The 20,320-nt window shown below is 61.9% G+C and carries 17 protein-coding genes and 1 tRNA gene; 10 read left to right on the forward strand and 8 right to left on the reverse strand.

Annotated features, from left to right (window positions below; all coding sequences use genetic code 11):
* Nucleotides 1-185 precede the first annotated feature (185 nt).
* Nucleotides 186-262: transfer RNA gene (locus AB5Y89_RS13395), tRNA-Asp, on the forward strand.
* Nucleotides 263-1,557: 1,295 nt separating this feature from the next.
* Here AB5Y89_RS13395 and AB5Y89_RS13400 read toward each other — a convergent pair.
* The 5 genes from AB5Y89_RS13400 to AB5Y89_RS13420 form a co-directional block, all read right to left on the reverse strand.
* Nucleotides 1,558-2,544, reverse strand: coding sequence for a YafY family protein (locus AB5Y89_RS13400; RefSeq protein ID WP_029313511.1), 987 nt, complete (start codon nucleotides 2,542-2,544; stop codon nucleotides 1,558-1,560).
* Nucleotides 2,545-2,830: 286 nt separating this feature from the next.
* Complete coding sequence (locus AB5Y89_RS13405) at nucleotides 2,831-3,217, reverse strand: SirB2 family protein (protein ID WP_039040394.1); 387 nt, start codon at nucleotides 3,215-3,217, stop codon at nucleotides 2,831-2,833.
* Nucleotides 3,214-5,070, reverse strand: coding sequence for a monovalent cation:proton antiporter-2 (CPA2) family protein (locus AB5Y89_RS13410; protein WP_010672573.1), 1,857 nt, complete (start codon nucleotides 5,068-5,070; stop codon nucleotides 3,214-3,216). Before AB5Y89_RS13410 ends, AB5Y89_RS13405 begins: the two co-directional genes overlap by 4 nt.
* A 70-nt stretch (nucleotides 5,071-5,140) precedes the next feature.
* Nucleotides 5,141-5,740 carry an NAD(P)H-dependent oxidoreductase gene (locus AB5Y89_RS13415; protein ID WP_323951052.1) on the reverse strand — a complete coding sequence of 200 codons (600 nt, stop codon included), beginning with the start codon at nucleotides 5,738-5,740 and terminating at the stop codon, nucleotides 5,141-5,143.
* A gap of 59 nt (nucleotides 5,741-5,799) precedes the next feature.
* Nucleotides 5,800-6,642: a LysR family transcriptional regulator gene (locus AB5Y89_RS13420; protein ID WP_368223966.1), complete on the reverse strand. Its 843-nt coding sequence runs from the start codon at nucleotides 6,640-6,642 to the stop codon at nucleotides 5,800-5,802.
* Nucleotides 6,643-6,782: 140 nt separating this feature from the next.
* On the opposite strand from AB5Y89_RS13420, the gene AB5Y89_RS13425 reads away from it, so the two are divergent.
* From AB5Y89_RS13425 to AB5Y89_RS13450, 6 genes are all read left to right on the forward strand, one after another.
* Entirely contained in the window at nucleotides 6,783-7,505 is a 723-nt protein-coding gene (locus AB5Y89_RS13425) for an SDR family oxidoreductase (RefSeq protein WP_042881944.1), read from the forward strand.
* Nucleotides 7,506-7,581: 76 nt separating this feature from the next.
* A complete protein-coding gene (locus AB5Y89_RS13430) occupies nucleotides 7,582-7,905 on the forward strand; it encodes a hypothetical protein (RefSeq protein ID WP_324021211.1) in 324 nt (107 codons plus the stop codon).
* 45 nt (nucleotides 7,906-7,950) lie between these two features.
* Nucleotides 7,951-8,382: a DUF411 domain-containing protein gene (locus tag AB5Y89_RS13435; RefSeq protein ID WP_010672577.1), complete on the forward strand. Its 432-nt coding sequence runs from the start codon at nucleotides 7,951-7,953 to the stop codon at nucleotides 8,380-8,382.
* 289 nt (nucleotides 8,383-8,671) lie between these two features.
* Nucleotides 8,672-10,837 carry an oligopeptidase B gene (locus AB5Y89_RS13440; protein WP_049637321.1) on the forward strand — a complete coding sequence of 722 codons (2,166 nt, stop codon included), beginning with the start codon at nucleotides 8,672-8,674 and terminating at the stop codon, nucleotides 10,835-10,837.
* A gap of 547 nt (nucleotides 10,838-11,384) precedes the next feature.
* Nucleotides 11,385-12,356: a TAXI family TRAP transporter solute-binding subunit gene (locus AB5Y89_RS13445; protein WP_045523000.1), complete on the forward strand. Its 972-nt coding sequence runs from the start codon at nucleotides 11,385-11,387 to the stop codon at nucleotides 12,354-12,356.
* Nucleotides 12,357-12,443: 87 nt separating this feature from the next.
* A complete protein-coding gene (locus AB5Y89_RS13450; protein ID WP_113978373.1) occupies nucleotides 12,444-15,008 on the forward strand; it encodes a TRAP transporter permease in 2,565 nt (854 codons plus the stop codon).
* Nucleotides 15,009-15,096: 88 nt separating this feature from the next.
* On the opposite strand, the gene AB5Y89_RS13455 is transcribed toward AB5Y89_RS13450, so the two are convergent.
* Nucleotides 15,097-15,255 carry a hypothetical protein gene (locus tag AB5Y89_RS13455; RefSeq protein WP_005332188.1) on the reverse strand — a complete coding sequence of 53 codons (159 nt, stop codon included), beginning with the start codon at nucleotides 15,253-15,255 and terminating at the stop codon, nucleotides 15,097-15,099.
* Nucleotides 15,256-15,427: 172 nt separating this feature from the next.
* On the opposite strand from AB5Y89_RS13455, the gene AB5Y89_RS13460 reads away from it, so the two are divergent.
* Nucleotides 15,428-16,054, forward strand: a complete 627-nt coding sequence (locus AB5Y89_RS13460) for a lysoplasmalogenase (RefSeq protein WP_010672583.1) — start codon at nucleotides 15,428-15,430, stop codon at nucleotides 16,052-16,054.
* A 60-nt stretch (nucleotides 16,055-16,114) separates the two neighbouring features.
* Here AB5Y89_RS13460 and AB5Y89_RS13465 read toward each other — a convergent pair whose 3' ends face one another.
* Complete coding sequence (locus tag AB5Y89_RS13465) at nucleotides 16,115-17,668, reverse strand: DHA2 family efflux MFS transporter permease subunit (protein ID WP_368223967.1); 1,554 nt, start codon at nucleotides 17,666-17,668, stop codon at nucleotides 16,115-16,117.
* On the reverse strand, nucleotides 17,668-18,720 hold the full coding sequence (locus tag AB5Y89_RS13470) for an HlyD family secretion protein (protein ID WP_045522985.1): 1,053 nt from the start codon (nucleotides 18,718-18,720) through the stop codon (nucleotides 17,668-17,670). The genes AB5Y89_RS13465 and AB5Y89_RS13470 overlap by 1 nt, the downstream gene beginning before the upstream one ends.
* Nucleotides 18,721-18,817: 97 nt before the next feature.
* On the opposite strand from AB5Y89_RS13470, the gene AB5Y89_RS13475 reads away from it, so the two are divergent.
* Nucleotides 18,818-19,720, forward strand: a complete 903-nt coding sequence (locus AB5Y89_RS13475) for a LysR family transcriptional regulator (RefSeq protein ID WP_010672586.1) — start codon at nucleotides 18,818-18,820, stop codon at nucleotides 19,718-19,720.
* Nucleotides 19,721-19,991: 271 nt separating this feature from the next.
* The gene (locus AB5Y89_RS13480; RefSeq protein WP_010672587.1) at nucleotides 19,992-20,306 is read left to right on the forward strand and encodes a DUF2007 domain-containing protein; all 315 of its coding nucleotides are present in this window, start codon (nucleotides 19,992-19,994) and stop codon (nucleotides 20,304-20,306) included.
* Nucleotides 20,307-20,320: the final 14 nt, after the last annotated feature.

A 20,320-nucleotide genomic window follows, 5' to 3' on the forward strand; every position in this document is an offset into this window, starting at 1 on the left:
CTGACCCCATGCCGAACTCAGAAGTGAAACGCTGTAGCGCCGATGGTAGTGTGGCATTCGCCATGCGAGAGTAGGACACTGCCAGGCACCCAATTAAACGGTGATGTGAAGAATCACATGACTGGCTGCGAGGATGACACCTCACAAACAAGCAGCAAAAGATTTAGCGAAAGCTAACCGAATGCGGAGCGGTAGTTCAGTCGGTTAGAATACCGGCCTGTCACGCCGGGGGTCGCGGGTTCGAGTCCCGTCCGCTCCGCCACTAAATTGAAAGGCCTTCCCTATCGGGAAGGCCTTTTTGCTATCTGACATTTGCCTAGTCTCTCATCCTCAGTAGCAGGTAGCTTGGTTGGGTTATCACCCCCCTACGACAATCCCCGCCCTATAGAATGGCATTCATGCTTTATTCGTGGTCACACATATAGACAGTTCAGGGATGACTCAACAATCTGCCTGGCTGAGCAGAAGTCAGTGGCCATCGCTACCTGGAGTTAGTCACCAGGAAATATCCTGGCTGGTTGCGGCTGATCTGCTGCGTTCTGAGGGCCTAGTGGCATAGACGAGGGAGGGCGCAGGAAAGGTAAGGTGCGCTACTGTGGCTGAATCTGATGAGGTTATCCAGGATGCAGACGATATCTGGTAAAAGCGTGATGTTGTAGGACCGCTCAGGCTGATTCCATTTTCTGTTGTGTGGCGAGCAAGGGGTGCACAAAAGAAAAGGGGACAGCAGATGCTGTCCCCTCAAGTCATTTCGTCCATTCCCTGAACTGCCATGCTCCCTGCAATCCTTGACGCTATCCTTTCCTTTGGAAATTCCCCTTCCCAATCCGTTGGGGTGTCCTGTGGCCTTCCTAGCCTGGCAATCTGTCCTGATTGCTTCACCCTCTCCTTCCTGGAGGTGTCCATTACCACATCCCGTGGTGTTCCTGCGTCATCCTGACTGATAACCATCCTGGCTATCACGCTTCATCTTGAAGCTGTTCCTGACCGCGTCTTGCGGTGTCCTTTCATCCTTGATGAGCGACAATCCGTGCCACTCAACCTCATCCCGAGGTATCCAACTACCGCATCCTGCGGTTGTCCTGTCGCTCCTTGTGATAACCATCCTGGCTATCAACCCCATCCCGAGGTGTTCCTTGCCCACATCCTGCAGGCTATTCCTTGTTTATGCGCTGTTTCTGCATCCTGCCGAATCAGCTCGTCCTTGTGAGACCCATACTAAGGCAATTGCAGGCTCGAACAAGGTGTGCAATCGGATTGAGCTCCGTGACATGTGGTACAGAAATGGGCTGATGTTGAATATTATCTATTTTTATCAGTTATTTAGATAGTTTCCGTGGAAAGCATACCCAGTGCGGGATGGCTTCACGTACGGTTCAACACTGAGGGGTCTTACAGGGGGAATGGCAGATCTCTTACAAGCAGAAATCGGTAGGAAAACGATGGTACAGCCGCTTCAATCAGGGGTGTAAGAGTTCAAAATTAATTGAATACTTATGCTTTAAAAGTAGACAAAAGCCGAGATAAATCTCGGCTTTGTATTGTCTGCTGGTTTCTTTAGCTGACCCTTGTCCCAGGAGTCGGGTAGGCCTTGCGGAGTGATTCGGGTGCAAGCACCTCCAGGTTGCCGCTCATGTTGTTCAGCCAGGAGCGGAACTCGGGCGTATCCTGCACTTCGGTCTCCACCACCACGCTGCGCTTGTCGTAACGGGTCATACGCGGGTTATGCCCCGGGATTTGTCCATCGATCAGGGTCGGGCAGTTGGCATCGATGCGCCCGACGAAGCGGATCGGACCGCTGACGTCCTGATAACCCTGGTCGCGGATCAGCTTCTGGATATTGAAGTCCTTCGGCTGGGTCGCGCTGAAGTTGGTCAACTCCACGTTCTTGATGTGATCGAACGGAATGCCGTAGACCTTGGGATCCAGCTCGGAGAGGGTACAGAGCAGGATGGGGCCATCGGGCTGGTTCAGGATGCCGAGGGGATTGATTCGGTCATAGCAGAGCCAGACAGTACGCTCCTTGATGACACGCTGGATCTCGGCGCTGAATTTGCGGCCACGCCAGAGGGCGTCGCGGATCAGGGTGCTGCGGCGGATCTCCGGATTGCCGGCGAAGGGGCGAGGTGACTGGTGCACGCTCTCCAGCCAGCGCTCGGCCAGTTCGCTCTGGCTGTCGCGGATCACCTGACCAGCCTTGTCGATCAGCGGGTTCAATTCGGTCAGCACGCTTGCCGGCAACAGTTGGCTCGCCTGGTCGCTCCAGGTTTTCAGGGCCACTGCCAGCGAGAGCGGCATGATGTTGGCAAAGTCATTGAGACCATGGCGCTCGAAGCACCAGCCATGAGGCTTGCTGCGCTCATCGGAGGTGAGGTCGAACAGTCCCATGCCGGACATCTCTTCCAGGTCCCGTTGCACGGTACGGAGACTGACGTGAATGCCTTCCTCTTCCAGTTTTACCTGGAGTTGGCTGGCGGTCAGCTTGTAAGGGCGGTGCGGGATGCAACGCGCCAAGGTCAGTTGTCGTAACAGCTTCTTACTCATGGTGCATGCCTTCACTGGTTTAGCGTTGAGTGTATCCTAGCCATGGCCTGCGACAGTCTATGTCGCAAGTTTTGCTGCGACAACTGTCGCCATTTTCATACATGAAGAACCAAGGCGTTGATAAATAAAACAAAAAAGCAATAAAAAGGGGTTGTTTGAGCCCTTTTTTTATTGCAAACAAGCCTTGCGAGGATGCTCGCGACCAGGGTGACAGGAAGGAAATGGAAGCAGTAAGGAGGGGGAGGTGGGAAGGAGGTGGGGGACGGGCCCCCACCTCGACACGTCGTTATGCCAGCCAGGACCAGGCTGATTTGGTGATGGCTGCGCCCACCATGTAGCCGAATACTGCGAGAGCGGCCACTCCGGCCACCAGCTTCTGACCGCGGGCAGGGCGCTTGAGCGCCATGACGCCCAGGCCGATGTAGATCACCAGGGCAATCAGCTTGGCCATCAACCAGGGCTGCTGGCCAGGGCTCATCTGCAGGGTCACCGCCAGCAGCACGCCAAACAGCAGCAGGAAGGTGTCGTTGATGTGGGGCAGCACCTTCAACCATTTCTGTTGCAGCCGCCCGCTGCCCGCCAGCGCCAGGCTCCAGCGGTAGAGGAAGAGCAGCAGGCTGACCAGGGCCAGGGTCATGTGAAGGTGTTTGAGCATGGGGTAATAGGCAATCATGTTGCTTCCTTGTCGTTGTCGGGCAGACCGCTGTTCCATTGATGGGCGTGGGTACGCTCCTGTCCTTCCTGATCGTCTTGCAGCAGGTCGGAGAGGATGTCGCGGTATTGCAGGCTCTTGTTGATATAGGTGTGCTCGTCGTCCAGGTAGTTGACCTGTTCCCGCAGCAGTCGGTTGTCATACTGCTTGAACATCTGTCCCGCACGCCAGGCCTGATTGGCCCTGAACCCCAAGAGGGTGAGTGCTTCTACTCCAAGATCCACGGCCGATCCCAGGGTTTCGCGGTGCACGCTGTCTATCCCGTGGCGCAGGATCTCGTGGGCATGGGGTCTGTCCTGGGCACGGGCCAGTATTCTGAGGTGCGGGAAGTGCTTTTTCACCATCTCGATCACTTCGAGGGAGGTGGCCGGGTCATTGAGGGAGAGCACCAGCAGTTTGGCCTTGTGGGCGCCGGCCGCGTGCAGCAGGTCGAGTCGGCTGGCATCCCCATAAAACACCTGGTAGCCGTACTTTCTCAGCATCTCTATCTGGCTGGCATCCTGCTCGAGTATGGTGGTGCCAATACCATGGCCGTGGAGCAGACGCCCCACTATCTGACCGAAGCGACCGAAGCCGGCGATGATGACCGGGTGTTCCACCAGCTCGGGCTGTTCGTGTTCGGGGGTGTCGCTCTGGTTGCGGTAGTCGAACCAGGGCTGGATCACCCGATCGTTGAGGATAAGCAGCAGCGGTGTCAGCGCCATGGAGAGGGCGACGACCAGAGTCAGCAGTGAGATGGTGCTGCCCGGCAGTACCTTGTTCTGGGCGGCGAACGAGAACAGCACGAAGGCGAACTCCCCGCCTTGGGCCAGGGCCAGGGCGAAGGTCCAGCGCTGGTTAGGGGAGAGGCGAATGACAAAGCCGAGCCCCATCAGCACCAGCCACTTGAGCACCATCAGACCGATCACCAGTGCCGGGATCAACAGGGGATGGGCGGCAAAGAGGCTGAAGTCGATGCCGGCACCCACCGACATGAAGAAGAGGCCGAGCAGCAACCCCTTGAACGGCTCAATGTCCGCTTCCAGCTCGTGGCGGTATTCGCTGTCCGCCAGCACCACGCCGGCGAGGAAGGAGCCGAGGGCGGGGGAGAGGCCGACGGATTCCATCAGCACCGCGATGGCGATCACCAGTAGCAGGGCGGCAGCGACGAAGATCTCCCGCATGTGGGACTGGGCGATGGCGCGAAACACCGGCCGCATCAGGTAATGACCACCCAGCACGATGCCGGCGATGGCGGCCACCACCAGCAGGCCGTGCTGCCAGCCTGCCAGCTCTGAGCTGCCGCTGCTGGCGACCGGCGCGATGGCCAGCAGCGGCAGGATCGCCAGGATGGGGATGACGGCGATGTCCTGGAACAGCAACACCGCAAACGCGGAGCGGCCGCTTTCGCTCTGCATCAGTTTGCGCTCCTGCAGGCTCTGCAGCACGATGGCGGTGGAGGAGAGCGCAAGAATGAGACCGATGGCGAGCCCCTGCTGCCAGGGCAGACCCAAAAGATAACCCACCCCGGTCAGGGCGACACTGGTGAGCAGCACCTGCAGACCACCGGTGCCGAGGATGGGCCCTTTCAGTTGCCACAACAGGGCCGGGCGCAGCTCCAGACCGACCAGAAACAGCATCAGCACCACCCCGAACTCGGCGAAGTGCATCACGTCTTTCTGCTCGCCCACCAGACCAAGCAGGAAGGGACCTATGATGATCCCCGCCAGCAGGTAGCCAAGGACAGAGCCCAGCCCCCACCGCTTGGCCAGCGGGACGGCGATCACCGCCGCCGAGAGGTAGATCAGGGCATCAAACAGCAATCCATGTCCCATCAGCGGCTCCTCCTTAACATGATGAATGCCGGTGAGGGCTGGCCGGGCCTGCGCCCGGATCGAGTGTGTGTCATGGGAGTACCCCCAGCAGATCGCGCAGATAGGGGCTTTCGGCCAGCTGGGCCGGGGTCAGCTGCTCGTCACGCAGGGCGCACAGCAGTTGGCGATAGTCCTGGCCGCAGCGGCGCAGCGCCTCGGGATCCTCGAGTTTGTGGAAGGAGTGCAGCACGAAAGGGGGCAGCCAGCGCATGCCGCACAGCTGTGCGGTCTGCTGGAAGGGGAGCAGGAAGTCGAGCAGCGGGCGCTGGTTGTAGCCCTCGCTGCAATATGACTCGGGCGCGCCCCCCGTGGTGATGGCGCTGAGCCACTGCTTGCCGTTGAGGGCATGGGCCTCGGGGCCGTAGGCATAGCCGTACTCCAGCACCAGGTCCATCCACTCTTTCATGATGGCCGGGCAGGAGTACCAGTAGAAGGGGTGCTGGAAGACGATGATGTCGTGCTCCGCCAGCAGGGCCTGTTCCCGTTTCACGTTGATGAACATGTCCGGATAGCGCTGGCAGAGATCGTGCAGGGTGATCCCCTCCAGCCCCTCGATGGCGTGCAGCAGTTGTTTGTTGGCCCGGGAACTCTGCAGCGCCGGGTGTGAAAAGATGACCAGAATGCGTTTCATGGGATTCCTGAAGAGGGTCTGCTGCCGGCACATGCGACAGACTGTGAGCTGAAACGTTATCAAGAAGCTCCCTGGCCCGCCAGTTCCGGGATCAGTGCGCGCAGCGCCGGATTCAGGGTCTGGTGGGCGGGGTAGCAGAGGCCGATGCGGCGGAACATCCGGGGGCCGCTCACGGGCAGGGTGCACAGGCCCGCTTCGTCCTCCACCAGCCCGTCGGGCAGGAAGCTGATGCCCACTCCGGCCAGCACCAGCGCCATCACCAGCCCCTTGCTCTCGGCCTTGGCCACCAGATTGAGGGTGAGCCGGTCACAGGCCAGCAGGCCTATGGTTTGCTGATGGGCTTCGCAGGGGGGACACTCAATGAAATCATGGTGTTGCAACTCAGCCAGCTCGATACGCGCCCTGCCCGCAAGAGGGTGTCTCCTGGGAACGCACAGCACGTACTCCTCTTCCCAGAGCGGCAGGAAGATCTCGTCCTCCCGGCGCAGGGCATCCAGGGTCAGCCGGCAGTCGGCCGGGGTGCCGTAATCGGAGAGGGTGAGATCCAGCTCGGGCAGTACCCCCTGCACCCGCCGAAGCAATCCCGCCAGCCGACGGCGGCTGAGGTCGGGCATGATGGCCATGTTGAGTCTCGCACGCGTCGCCTTCTGGCGAAACAGAGTCGGCAGGCGACGCGCCTCTTCCACCAGCTTGACGGCGTGGGGATAGAGATAGTGGGCCGGAGCCTTCGCTTCCACCCCCTTCTTGCCCCGGATGAAGAGGCTGTCCCCCAGGCTCTCTTCGAGCTGGCGAAGGCCGGCGGAGAGGGAGGGTTGGCTCACGTGGCAGCGGGCTGCCGCCGCCGTGATGTTCTTCTCTTCATAGATGGCGATGAAGAAGCGCAGCAATCTCAGGTCCAGCATGGGGATACCATAGTTAATTCAGATGATAACCAGCGGAAAACTATATTTATCGCCGATGGATGTAGCGACTATAGTGACTGGGTCCCGTGCTGGCCAGCCCTTGTTTGACGCCCATTTCAACGCATCAGAAGGAAAACTCCATGTCCAAGTCCCTCGTGGTGATCACCGGCGCGTCCGCCGGGATCGGTGCCGCCATTGCCCGCGCCTTCTCCGCCGCCGGCCATCCGCTGCTGTTGCTGGCCCGCCGGGTCGAGCCCATGCAGGCGCTGAACCTGCCCGATACCCTCTGCATCGGGGTCGATGTCACCGACACCGCCGCCATGAAGGCCGCCGTGGCGCAGGCGGAGGCGCAATTCGGCCCGGTGGGATGTCTGGTCAACAATGCCGGCGTCATGCTGCTGGGACAGGCCGACGTGCAGGATCCCGCCGAGTGGCAGCAGATGCTCAACATCAACGTGATGGGGGTTCTGAATGGCGTGCATGCGGTACTGGCCGGCATGAAGGCCCGCCGCAGCGGCACCATCATCAACATCAGCTCCATCGCCGGTCGCAAGACCTTCCCGAACCATGCCGCTTACTGCGCCACCAAGTTCGCCGTTCACGCCCTGACCGAGAATATCCGGGAAGAGGTGGCCGATGTGGGCGTGCGGATGGTGACCATCGCTCCGGGCGCGGTGGAGACCGAGCTGCTCAGCCACACCACGGACGAGAGCATCAAGGCGGGCTATCACGACTGGAAGGATCAGATGGGAGGCGTCATTGCACCCGAGGTGATCGCCGACGCCGTGCTCTACGCCTGGCACCAGCCGGCCAACGTCTGCGTGCGGGAGATCGTGCTGGCAGCCACCCGTCAGCAACCCTGATGCAAACGGGGGAGGGGTTGACCCTCCCCCTGGGCCAAGGGTTACCATAGGCCCTCTTTCGTCATTGAGTCGTCTCATGGTCCTGACCCGTCGCCAACTCGCTCGCGCCCGCCGCTGGCTCCCCCTGTGGAGTCTGGTGCTGGTGCTGATGTCGTTTGGCAGCCGTGCGGCCACCGATCTCTGTACCCTGACGCCCCATTGCAGCCAGAGCGAGCGTACCCTGGAAAAAGCCATGCCCTGCGGCAGCTTCACCTCGGCGCTCGCCATGACGGTGCTCACCAACGACAGCCTGACGGTTGCCCGGCTTGAGCCCGACAGGCCGACATTCCTCTCTCCCTCTCTGTTCATGCCGGAGGCGCCCCTGGAGCGTCTCGAGCGTCCGCCCCGTCACCACGGCTGAGTCGAGTTTCCCTTTCCGGGCATTTCTTCTTAACCGAGGTGAGATATGTACAAGTCCCTGTTACTGGCCGTGCTGGCCGGTACCGTCAGTTTTTCTGCTCTGGCAACCGGGCAGATGACCGTCTACAAGTCCCAGTATTGCGGTTGCTGCAAGACCTGGATCAAGCACATGGAAGAGAACGGCTTTGAGGTCAAGGTCGTGGAAACCGAGCAGCTTGACCCGATCAAGCAGCAGCATGGCATCACCCCGCAGCTGGCCTCCTGCCACACCGGGGTGGTGAACGGCTATGTGGTGGAGGGGCATGTGCCCGCTGCCGACGTGCAGAAGCTGCTCAAGGAAAAACCGGCGATCCGCGGTCTGACCATTCCGGGGATGCCCCAGAGTGCGCCGGGCATGGATATTCCGGGTCAGCCCTATCAGGTGCTGAGCATCAGTGACGAGGGCGCGACCAAAGTCTGGTCGAGCTACCCCGGCTGATGGATGCTGACCGTGAGCAGACACACTTCCATCATGTGAGGCACACCTGAGCGAACCCGTGTCGCCTACGGTCAGGGAGGAGGGCCGCCATCGCGAGATGGCGGCCCTTTTTCGTCGATTTGGGGGGGGAATGTCCGGGGAGCCCTTGCAACCCCGGGCGACAAGGGGCAGATTGATCGCCAATTTTTATTTTCTCAGGGACGCTTTTCCCACTGCCTGCCGGTGTGCCGTCTGGATGCGTGCAGCACCAGCGGGAGGGGCTGCCCTGTGACAGCGCAAAGGATGCGACATGTTCACCTTTTCCCGGGGGTTGCTGCTGGCTTGCCTGCTTGCTGCGCCCTGTTCCCATGCCAACGAAGAGTCCGCCATGCCTACAAGCGATACTTCCACCCAGCCTGTCATTGTCCCCCCGGTGGCTGCCAAGCACCCCCATACCCTGAAAAAACACGGGGACACGCGCGTCGACAACTACTACTGGCTGCGTGACGACGAGCGGCAGAAGCCCGAGGTGCTGGACTATCTCAAGGCCGAGAATGCCTACACCGAGGCCATGCTCGCACCGATCAAGCCGCTGCGCGAGCAGCTCTACAAGGAGATGGTGGCCCGTATTCCCCAGCAGGACGAGTCTGTCCCCTATGTGAAGAACGGCTACCGCTATCAGACCCGTTACGAGCCGGGCAAGGAGTACGCCATCTACTCCCGCAGCAAGGTGGAAGGGGACGGGGCGCCCGCCCTGCTGCTGGATGGCAACCAGCGCGCCGAAGGCCACGAGTTCTATGCCCTGGGGGCGCTCGAGGTGAGCCGCAACAACCGCTGGCTGGCGGTGGCGGAAGATTATCTCTCCCGCCGTCAATACAGAATCCAGTTCCTCGATCTGGAGAGCGGCGCCTGGGCCGCCGACACCCTCGAGAACACCTCCGGCAACCTGGTGTGGGCCAACGACAGCAAGACGGTCTTCTATGTGCGCAAGCACCCCAAGACCCTGCTGCCCTACCAGGTCTATCGCCACGAGCTGGGCACGGATCCCGCGAAGGATACCCTGGTCTACGAGGAGAAGGACGACTCCTTCTATGTGAGCCTCTACGCCACCACCTCGGAAGATTTCATCGTCATCTCCCTCTCCAGCACCACCACCAGCGAGGCGCGCCTCATCGATGCCAATGTGCCGGGCCAGACGCCACGCCTGTTCCTGCCCCGTCAGGTGGATCACGAATACAGCCTGGATCACTACCGCGGCCGCTTCTATGTGCGCTCCAACAAGGACGGCAAGAACTTCGGCCTCTACGAGACCAAGGAGAGTCCGGTGGATCGCTGGAAGGCGGTGATCGCCCCCAATCCGGACGTTCTGCTGGAGAGCTATGCCCTGTTCAGGGACTGGCTGGTGCTGGAGGAGCGCAGTCAGGGGTTGACCCGGTTGCGTCAGGTCAACTGGCAGAGCGGCGAACAGAAGGAGATCGCCTTCGACGATCCCGCCTATGTCACCTGGCTTGCTTACAACCCGGAGCCGGACACCAGCGCCCTGCGCTATGGCTACTCCTCCATGACCACGCCGTCCTCCACCTACGAGCTGGACATGGACAGCGGCAAGCGGACCCTGCTCAAGCAGCAGCCGGTGGCGGGCTTCGTGCCTGCGCAATATGCCAGCGAGCGGCTCTGGATCACCGCCCGTGACGGCGTAGCCGTGCCGGTGTCGCTGGTCTATCGCAAGGACAAGTTCAAGAAGGCAGGGGGTGGTGCAGGCACCAATCCCCTGCTGGTCTACGGCTATGGCTCCTACGGCGCCAGCATGGACCCGGACTTCAGCAGCTCACGCCTGAGCCTGCTGGACCGGGGCTTCGTCTACGCCATCGCCCATATCCGGGGTGGCGAGGAGCTGGGCCGCACCTGGTATGAAGAGGGCAAGCTGCTCAAGAAGCAGAACACCTTCAACGACTTCATCGACGTGACCGAGGCGCTGGTGGCGCAAGGCTACGGCGCCAGGGATCAGGTCTATGCCATGGGAGGCAGCGCCGGCGGCCTGCTGATGGGGGCCGTCATCAACCAGGCGCCCCAGCTCTATCGCGGTGTGGTGGCCCAGGTGCCCTTCGTCGACGTGGTCACCACCATGCTGGACGAGTCCATTCCCCTCACCACAGGGGAGTATGACGAGTGGGGCAACCCGAACAAGAAGCGCTACTACGACTACATGAAGGCCTACAGCCCCTACGATCAGGTCAAGGCCCAGGCCTACCCGAATCTGCTGGTGACCACGGGGCTGCACGACTCCCAGGTGCAGTACTGGGAGCCGGCCAAGTGGGTGGCCAAGCTGCGTGAGCTGAAGACGGACGACAACCAGTTGCTGCTCAGCACCGACATGGAGGCCGGTCACGGCGGCAAGTCGGGCCGTTTCAAGGCCTATGAGGACATCGCCCTGGAGTTCGCCTTCATTCTGGAGCTGGCTGGCAGCAAGGCGTGATGGCCGGGCCCAAATGAAATCAGCTTGTTACCAAACCCCGTTCCGGCAGCCCCGGATCGGGGTTTTTGCATCTTGGCGACAAAAGCGTCATTAACGTCGTGTTTATGCTGTTCAATATGCATTTCGCGATATAACGGACCAGGTATCTAATCCTTGCCAGTCAAGGGTTGCGAAAGAATCTGGGCGTGCTTTTTATTGCTTCCCTTTGATAGTTCATGTAATTAATCTGCCCTTGAGAAATGAATGATCCGCTTCAAACTTCTCGCTATTTAAATCCGCCATTTTGCTGTTTTGTTTGATTTATGTTGGTGTTATGTGCTTAATCGGAGCGTTAATGCTTTTGAACTGACCCGTTTCTGGTCAGATCACCTCCGATCGGCATGACGCTGATTATCTCACCGCAGGATGATGGTGGCTTTTGGAAGGGCGCGTGCCGCTCGACCATTTCCTCGTACGAGGTCGTATAGGCGAACCCAGTCTTGATGCGGGTCTGTCTCATATTCTCCCGGGAAACGGGTGAAATAAATCAATGAAAAGGATGAAGAACATGAAAGGATTATCCTTGGCGTGCGCCTTGTCGGCGGCTCTGGTCGGTGTGTCGTTTGGTGGTCCGGTGCAAGCGCAGGAGCGCTTCGTGACCATAGGCACCGGCGGTCAGACCGGCGTCTACTACGTGGCGGGCCAGTCCATCTGCCGCTTCCTCAACCGCGGCGCCGCCGATCACCAGATCAAGTGCAACGCCCCGGCCAGTGGCGGTGGTGTTGCCAACGTCAACGGCATCCGCTCCGGCGAATTCAACTTCGGCATCATGCAGTCCGACCACCAGTACAAGGCGATGAAGGGCGTCGAGCCGTTCAAGGCCGAAGGTCCGATGGATGACATCCGCGCCGTCTTCTCCCTGCAGAGCGAAGTGTTCACCATCCTGGCCCGCAAGGACGCCAAGGTAGCCAGCTTCGACGACCTGAAGGGCAAGCGCGTCAACATCGGCAACCCGGGTTCCGGTCAGCGTGACACCTTTGAAGAGATCATGGCCGTGAAGGGCTGGGACAAATCCGCCTTCAGCCTGGTTTCCGAACTGAAACCCGCCGAGCAGGCCTCTGCCCTGGGTGACAACAACATCGATGCCATGAGCTACTTCGTCGGCCACCCGAACGGCGCCATCCAGGAAGCCTCCACCACCACGGACACCGTGCTGGTGCCGGTCACCGGCCCCGAAATCGACAAGCTGCTGGCCGAGAAGAGCTACTACAGCAAGGCCGAGATCCCGGGTGGTCTCTACAAGGGCAGCCCGAACCCGACTCCGTCCATCGGTGGCAAGGCGGTGCTCTCCACCAGCGCCAAGGCTGACCCGGAAGTGGTCTACCAGCTGGTCAAGTCCGTGTTCGACAACCTGGACCGCTTCAAGCGCCTGCACCCGGCCTTCGCGGATCTGAAGGAAGCCGACATGATCAAGGTGGGTCTCTCCGCTCCGCTGCATGAAGGCGCTGTGCGTTACTACAAGGAACGTGGCTGGATGTAATCCGGCTGCGTCTTCGGATGTGCCCCGGACTCGCTCCTCCTTCGGGGGAGCGAGTCTCATTTATTGCAGTACCTACAGAGTCACACTATGCAGCAAACACAACAACAAGAGGCGTTCTCGGCCGAGGAGCTGATCGCCCAGGACGTCGGCGCCAGGCTGCCCGTCGGCCCCATGAGCTGGATCATCGCGGGTCTTGCGCTGATCTGGTCCCTGTTCCAGCTCTGGATTGCCTCGCCGCTGCCCTTCTCCCTCGGCATCGGCGTCCTCAACGACACTGAAACACGCTCGATTCACCTGGCCTTCGCCATCCTGCTCGCCTACCTGGTGTTCCCCGCCATGCGCAGCTCACCGCGAGACAGGGTTCCCCTTGCCGACATCGCCCTCGGCCTCGTCGGTGCCGCCGTCGCCAGCTATCTGTTCGTGATGTACCAGGAGCTTGCCCAGCGTCCCGGCAACCTGACCACCATGGACTTCGCGGTGGCCTGCGTCGGCATCCCGCTCCTGCTGGAAGCGGCCCGCCGTGCCCTGGGCCCGGCCCTGGCGGTCATCGCCATCGTCTTCCTGGCCTACAGCCTGGCCGGTCCCTGGATGCCTTCCCTGCTGGCCCACCGCGGGGTGAGCCTGCATGCGCTGGCCAACCACCAGTGGATCACCACCGAAGGGGTGTTCGGCATCGCCCTTGGGGTCTCCACCAGCTTCGTCTTCCTGTTCGTGCTGTTTGGCGCCCTGCTCGAGCGCGCCGGTGCGGGCCATTACTTCATCCAGCTCGCCTTCAGCCTGCTGGGTCACCTGCGCGGCGGCCCGGCCAAGGCGGCCGTGGTCGCCTCGGCACTGACCGGCGTCATCTCCGGCTCCTCCATCGCCAACGTGGTGACCACGGGCACCTTCACCATCCCCATGATGAAACGGGTCGGTTTCTCCAAGGAGAAGGCCGGCGCGGTGGAAGTGGCCTCTTCGGTCAACGGCCAGATCATGCCGCCGGTCATGGGGGCTGCTGCCTTCCTGATGGTGGAATACGTGGGCATCCCCTATGTGGAGATCATCAAGCACGCCTTCCTGCCGGCAGCCATCTCCTACATCGCCCTGCTCTACATCGTGCACCTCGAGGCGCTCAAGCTCGGGATGCAGCCCATCGGCAACCGTCAGCCGCGCCCCTGGCTGCGTCGCCTGACCGGCTTCGCCTTCGGTGCCGCCCTCATCAGCGGCCTCTCCATGGCGGTCTACTACGGTCTGGGCTGGCTCAAGCCGGTACTGGGTGACTATGCCCTGCCGGGGATCAGCGTGCTGCTGGCTGTCGCCTACCTGGGACTGCTGAAGATCGCCGCGAGCAACGCGCCGCTGCCGGCGGAAGACCCGGACAAGCCACTGGACGAGCTGCCCGAGACCCGCGCCGTGCTGCTCTCCGGCCTGCACTTCCTGCTGCCCGTGGTGGTGCTGGTGTGGTGTCTGATGGTGGAGCGCCTCTCCCCCGGCCTGTCGGCCTTCTGGGGTTCGGTGATGCTCATCATCATCCTGCTGACCCAGCGACCGCTGCTGAACTGGCTGCGCACCGACGGCAAGCATGACTACGGCTCCTTCACCGATGGCGTGGTGGACCTGCGCGAGGGGCTGATTGCCGGTGCCCGCAACATGATCGGCATCGGCATTGCCACCGCCACTGCCGGCATCATCGTCGGGGCCGTCTCCCAGACCGGCGTCGGCCTGGTACTGGCGGATCTGGTGGAGTTCCTCTCCATGGGCAACCTGCTGCTCATGCTGATCCTCACCGCGCTGCTGAGCCTCATCCTCGGCATGGGGCTGCCGACCACTGCCAACTACATAGTGGTATCGAGCCTGCTGGCGCCGGTGATCGTCACCCTGGGTCAGCAGAACGGCCTCATCGTGCCACTCATCGCGGTGCACCTGTTCGTCTTCTACTTCGGCATCATGGCGGACGTGACCCCGCCGGTGGGGCTGGCCTCGTTCGCCGCGGCCGCCGTCTCCAAGGGCGACCCCATCAAGACCGGGATCACGGCGTTCTACTACAGCCTGCGTACCGCAGCGCTGCCGTTCCTGTTCATCTTCAACACCGATCTGCTGCTCATCAACGTGGACTTCGCCCATGGCGTGCTGATCTTCATCGTGGCCACCATCGCCATGCTGATCTTCGCTGCCGCCACCCAGGGCTTCTTCCTGGTGAAGAGCCGCTGGTACGAGAGCGTGCTGCTGCTGCTGGTGGCCTTCACCCTGTTCCGTCCAGGCTTCTGGATGGATCTGCTGCACGACCCGTATCGCGACACCGCCCCGGCCGAGCTGGTCCAGACCATGGGGCAGGTGGAGGCTGAAAGCACCCTGCGCCTGCGCATGGAAGGGGAAGATGCGGTGGGCAAGTTGCGCCGCTTCACCGTGCTGCTGCCGGTGCCTTCGGGCGTCAGTGGTGAGGACCGTCTGGCCAAGCTGGGGATCCAGACCTATGAGCAGGACGGCAAGATCCTGATCGACACCGTCACCTTCGGCAGCCAGGCCGCCGATCTGGGGCTGGAGATGGATCAGCAGATCCTGAGCGTCAAGGCGCCCACCGAGCGCTGGCCCAAGGAGCTGATGTGGCTGCCGGGCTTCCTGCTGTTCGGGGCCGTGGTCTGGCTGCAACGCCGCCGGGTCGCTCGACCCTGATCATCACCCAATAAAAAACGGCGCCTTCGAGCGCCGTTTTTTATGCTGGGCTGTGATGCCGGCCGCTTCGGGCCATCAGTCCAGGGCATCAGTTGGACTGGGTCTGCTTCTGTTTTTGCAGTTGGTCGAGGGTCTGCTGCTCCTGCGGGCTGAGGCCAAGCTGCTCGCAGGCCTGTTCAAAGCTGATGCCAAGATGGCACATCATGATGTCGATAGCGGGCAGGTAGTTGGTCATAGCGTCTTCCATGGTGATCCTCCAGAACTGTCTCTTATGCCCGAGGGCGGGGATGGGGGCAATTAGACTTTAGGTGTAGGGTGCAATCTGCTTCAGCCTCTGCCACTGGCCGGGGGAATTTGCTACTCTTGCGGGCACTAAAGAGGTTGCCGCCCCAGGGTGAGCAGCCGGTGAGGAGCAGGGCATGTTATTGAGTTTCTTGATCATCGCATCGGGCTGGTGGCACATCCGCGCGGCTTACGGCTCAGACTCCCGTCAGTTCTACATCAGCAAACCCCTGACCATGCTGTTCATCATCGCCCTGGCGTTTGGCTACCAGAGCGACGATCACAACGGCTCCCACGCCTGGATCCTGCTCGGTCTCTGCCTGTCGCTGGCGGGGGACGTGCTGCTGATGCTGCCACGGGATCGCTTCATCCAGGGGCTGGCGGCATTTTTTGTCGCTCACCTCTGCTACATCGTCGGTTTCGCCCAGGGGCCCCTGGTGCTCAAGCTGGTGGACGGCCTGCTGCTGTTGCTGGTGGCCGGCATGGTGTTCGGGCTCCTGTGGGGCCAGCTCGGCGAGATGAGGATCCCCGTCTTCTGCTACATGCTGGTGATCATCGCCATGGCCTGGGTGGCCGCCGGTGCCTGGCATGCCTCTCTCACTGCCGGCAGCGCCGCCGCCCTGGTGGGGGCGCTGATGTTCCTCTTCTCCGACAGCATGCTGGCGCTGGACAGATTCCGCCGCCCCTTCCCCCATGCCACGGCCTGGATCATGAGCAGCTACTTCGCGGCACAGTTCCTGATCGCCGCCTCCCTGGCGGGCTGACCGGCGGGCAGCCATGAAAAACGGGCCTTCTGGCCCGTTTTGCTATGTGATCCCCACCTTTCACGCCTCGACCGGTTCTGCGTCAGGGGCCCTCGGGGCCGGCTGCTTGAGCAGCAGCATCAGGGCGCTGGCGACGAGCAGGAAGATACCCATCACGTAGAACACCTGGTTGTAGGCCATGATGGCCGCCTCGCGGCTAATGGTGTTCGACAGCATGGCCCGGGCCTGCAACTGGGCCTGCTCCGGCCCGGCTCCCTGGGCCATCATGGTCTGGGCCAGCTGCATCAGATAGGCCTGCCCCTCGATGCTGGTGGCGGTAAGGGTGCTGCCGATCTGGCTGACATGAGTCCGGGTGTCGTTGTCGATCAGGGTGGCGATGATGGCGATGCCGAAGGCGCCCCCCAGGTTGCGCAGCACGTTGAGCAGGGTCGAGGAAGAGGGGATCTCGTCCGGCGTCAGGCTGGCGGTCGCCACCAGGGAGAGGGGCACCATGATGAAGGGCTGCCCCAGGGCCCGCACGATGAGGGACTGGATCAGCTGGGGCCCGGCGTAGTCGGCGTTCATGTTCACGTTCATGAAGCAGCTGATGGCGAAGACCAGAAAGCCGAAGCTCACCAGATAGCGCGGATCTATCTTGTGGGTCAGCTTGGGCACCAGGGGGAGCACCAGCAACTGGGGCAACCCCATCCACATCAGCACTTCACCGATTTCCAGGGCGTTGTAGTTGTGGATCTGGGTCATGTAGAGGGGCAGCACATAGATGGAGCCCATCAACCCCATGCCGAGCACCAGGTAGGCGAAGCAGGCCAGGGCGAAGCGCGGGTTGTGCAGCAGCCGCAGGTTGACCAGGGGGTGGCGGCGCAGCAACTGGCTGATGACGAAGAACACCAGGGCCACCACCGAGATGACGGTGAGCCGCACGATGAAGCTCGAGCCGAACCAGTCCTCCCGGTTGCCCTCTTCCAGCACCACTTCCAACAGGCCAAGCCCCACCGCCATGGTGAGGATACCGATGAGATCCACCCGCTTGATCACCTCCCAGTCCACGGGCTTCCTGTCCAGTCCGTGGGCCAGCATGGCCATCACCAGCAAGCCGGGCGGCACGTTCAGATAGAAGATGTAGTGCCAGGACATCTGCTCCGTCAGCCAGCCCCCCAGGGTCGGACCGATGGCGGGGGCGAAGGTGGCGCACAGGCCGAATAGCGCCATGCCGGTGGCTCGCTTGTGCAGCGGCAGCAGGCTGACGATGAGGGAGAAGGCCATGGGGATCAGGGCCCCGCCGGTAAAGCCCTGCAGCGCCCGAAAGACGATCATGCTGGTGAGGTTCCAGCTGAACGAGCAGAGCACGGAGGCGACGATGAAGGCGCCCGTGGTCCACAGCAGGTAGCGCCGCACGCTCAGTCCCCGGCTCAGCCAGCCGCTCAGCGGAATGGCGATCATCTCCGCCACCAGATAGGAGGTGGAGATCCAGGAGCTCTCGCTCAGGGTGGCCGAGAGCGCCCCCTGAATGTCTTTCAGGGAGGCGTTGGTGATCTGGATGTCGAGGATGGCCATGAAGGCGCCGATGAGGCCCCCCATGACCGCGATCCAGTTGCGGCGTGGTATGGCGTCCATCAGTGGGCGGCCACCACGGGATCAGGGGTGCGGGTGTCGACGATCACCTCGGTGGAGAGGCCGGGCAGCAGCTTGCCCGCCAGGGCGCCCGGATCCGGGATGCTGATCTTGACCGGCACCCGCTGCACGATTTTGGTGAAGTTGCCGGTGGCGTTCTCCGGCGGCAGCAGGGCGAACTTGGCGCCGGTGGCCGGAGAGAGGCTGTCGATGATCCCCTCGACCGGTTGATCCGGATAGGCATCCAGGATCACCTCCACCTTCTGGCCCGGCTGCATGTGCTGCAACTGGGTCTCTTTGAAGTTGGCCTCGACCCACACCTGGCTCAGGGGCACCAGGCTGGCCACCTGCATACCGGACTGGACGTAGAGCCCTTCCCGCAGGCTGCGCTTGCCGATGATGCCGTCAGCCGGGGCTCGCAGCTCGGTGTAGCCGAGTTCCAGCCTGGCTTGTTCAAGCTGGGCCTCGCTCAATGCCAGCCTGGCCTGGTTCTGCTTGGCTTCGGCATCCAGCACCAGCAGCCGCTCGCGGGCGGCCTGCAAGGCGGCTTTGGCCTCCAGTGCCTGGGCCTGGTTGACCTGCAAGCCGGCACGTACCTCGTCCAGGCTGTCCTGGGAGCTGTAGTGACGCTCATTGAGCTGGCTGACCCGGCGCACCTGCTGCTGGGCCCGGACCTGCTCGGCGTTGGCCGAGCTGACTTTTGCCTCGGCCTGGCGGATGAGGCTCAGCTGCTGGATACGGGTGGCGGCGAGGTTATCCGCCGTCGCCTGGTTGAGGTGCAGATCGGCCTCGGCCTCCGCCACCTTGGTCCTGTATTCGCGGTCGTCGAGCCGGGCGATGAGCTGGCCGGCCTTCACCGCCTGGTTGTCGGTCACCAGTACTTCGCTGATGTAGCCGGAGAGCTTGGAACCGATGCCGGTCACCTCGCTTTGCAGGTAGGCGTTGTCGGTGCTCTCGAAGTAGCGGCCATGCAGATACCAGTAACCGGCAAACAGCAGGCCGAGCAGGGCCAGCACCAGGGCGGCCAGCAGGGGGATCTTCTTGTGTTGACTCATGATATTGGTTTTCCTGAACTGTGGCGGGCAGGCTAACATCGTGCAACTGTTTCGATTAGTATCCATTCATGAGATATACAGTTTCACTGGTGAAACAATGGACCTGAATGCTGCCTTAATCCTCGTTCGTATCGTCGACAAGGGCTCCTTTACCGCCGCTGCCCAGGAGCTGGGCATGACCAAGGCGACAGTGAGCCGCCGCATTGCCGAGCTGGAGCAGCGTCTCGGCGCGCGGCTGCTCTATCGCTCCACCCGGCAGCTCACCCTGACGGAAGCCGGTGAACAATATTATCTACGCTGCAGCAAGGCGGTGGAGGAGCTGGCCCAGGCCGAGCTGATGCTCAGTGCCAGCCAGCAGGAGGTGACGGGGACCCTCAAGCTGGCGGTGCCCATCGAGACGGGACAGCTGGTGGTGGGCAGGCTGGTGGCGAACTTCCTGCAAGCTTATCCGGGCATGAAGGTGGAGCTGGAGCTGACCAACCGCATCGTGGATCCCATCAGCGAGGGGCTGGATGCCATCGTGCGGGTCGGCGACATGAGCGACTCCAACCTGGCGGCGCGGCGTCTCTGGAGCACCGAGCGGCTGCTGTGCGCCAGCCCGGACTATCTGGCGCGCCACCCGGTGATCCAGAGGCCCGCCGATCTGGTGCATCACGAGCGGATCGCGGTCAGCACGGGGTTCCTCGCCTCGCACTGGTGTTTCGAGCTGGATGATCGCGAAGTGCTGGTGGATCCCCCGTCCCGCTTCCAGGTCAACAACATCACCTGTGCCAGGGAGGCGGCGAAGGCGGGGCTGGGGCTGGCTTCCCTGCCCGCCATGCTGTGCCATGATGAGCTGGCGAACGGGACGCTGGTCTCCTTGCTGCCGGAGTGGCAGCAACCCAGGGTACCCATCTACCTGCTGTTTCCCGAGCGGCGCCTGATGCCGCGCAAGCTGAGGGCATTCATCGATTTTCTGGTGGCCAACGGCCCGGCTTACGGTATCGACAAGCTGCTGTGAAGAGCCCGATGCGGCGATGATTGAACTGGCAAGGGTTTCGAGGACAACGTATGGCGCGGTGGATGAATCTGTATCGGGCATCTCGCTCCCGGAAGATGCTCACTCTGGAATGATGGTAGTGCTGGTGATGATGGCACTGGCAAGGGTTTCGAGGACAACGATGGTGCGGTGGATGAATCTGTATCGGGCATCTCGCTCCCGGAAGATGCTCGCCCTGGAATGATGGTAGTGCTGGTGATGACGGCACTGGCAAGGGTTTCGAGGACAACGTATGGATCAGTGGATTAACTTGTATCGCGCCTCTCACTCCCTGGAGGCGCATGCCCTGAAAGGGGCCTTGGAGGTAGAGGGAGTCAGGGTGCGCCTCAGCGGCGAAGGGCTCTCCGGCGCGCTCGGGGAGCTGCCGGTGGATCTGCTGCAAGTGACCCTGATGGTGAACGAGCGGGATCGTCAGCGGGCGGGCCGGATCATCGAGCGCTACCAGCAGCGCCAGGGCAACGGCTGGCTGTGCGGCCAGTGCGGGGAGGAGAACGGCGCCAACTTCGATATCTGCTGGCGCTGCCATCACGATCCCCAGGATCATTGAACGCCCCTCGCGCC

Source organism: Aeromonas sp. s4, assembly GCF_040907855.1.
GTDB lineage: Bacteria > Pseudomonadota > Gammaproteobacteria > Enterobacterales > Aeromonadaceae > Aeromonas > Aeromonas caviae.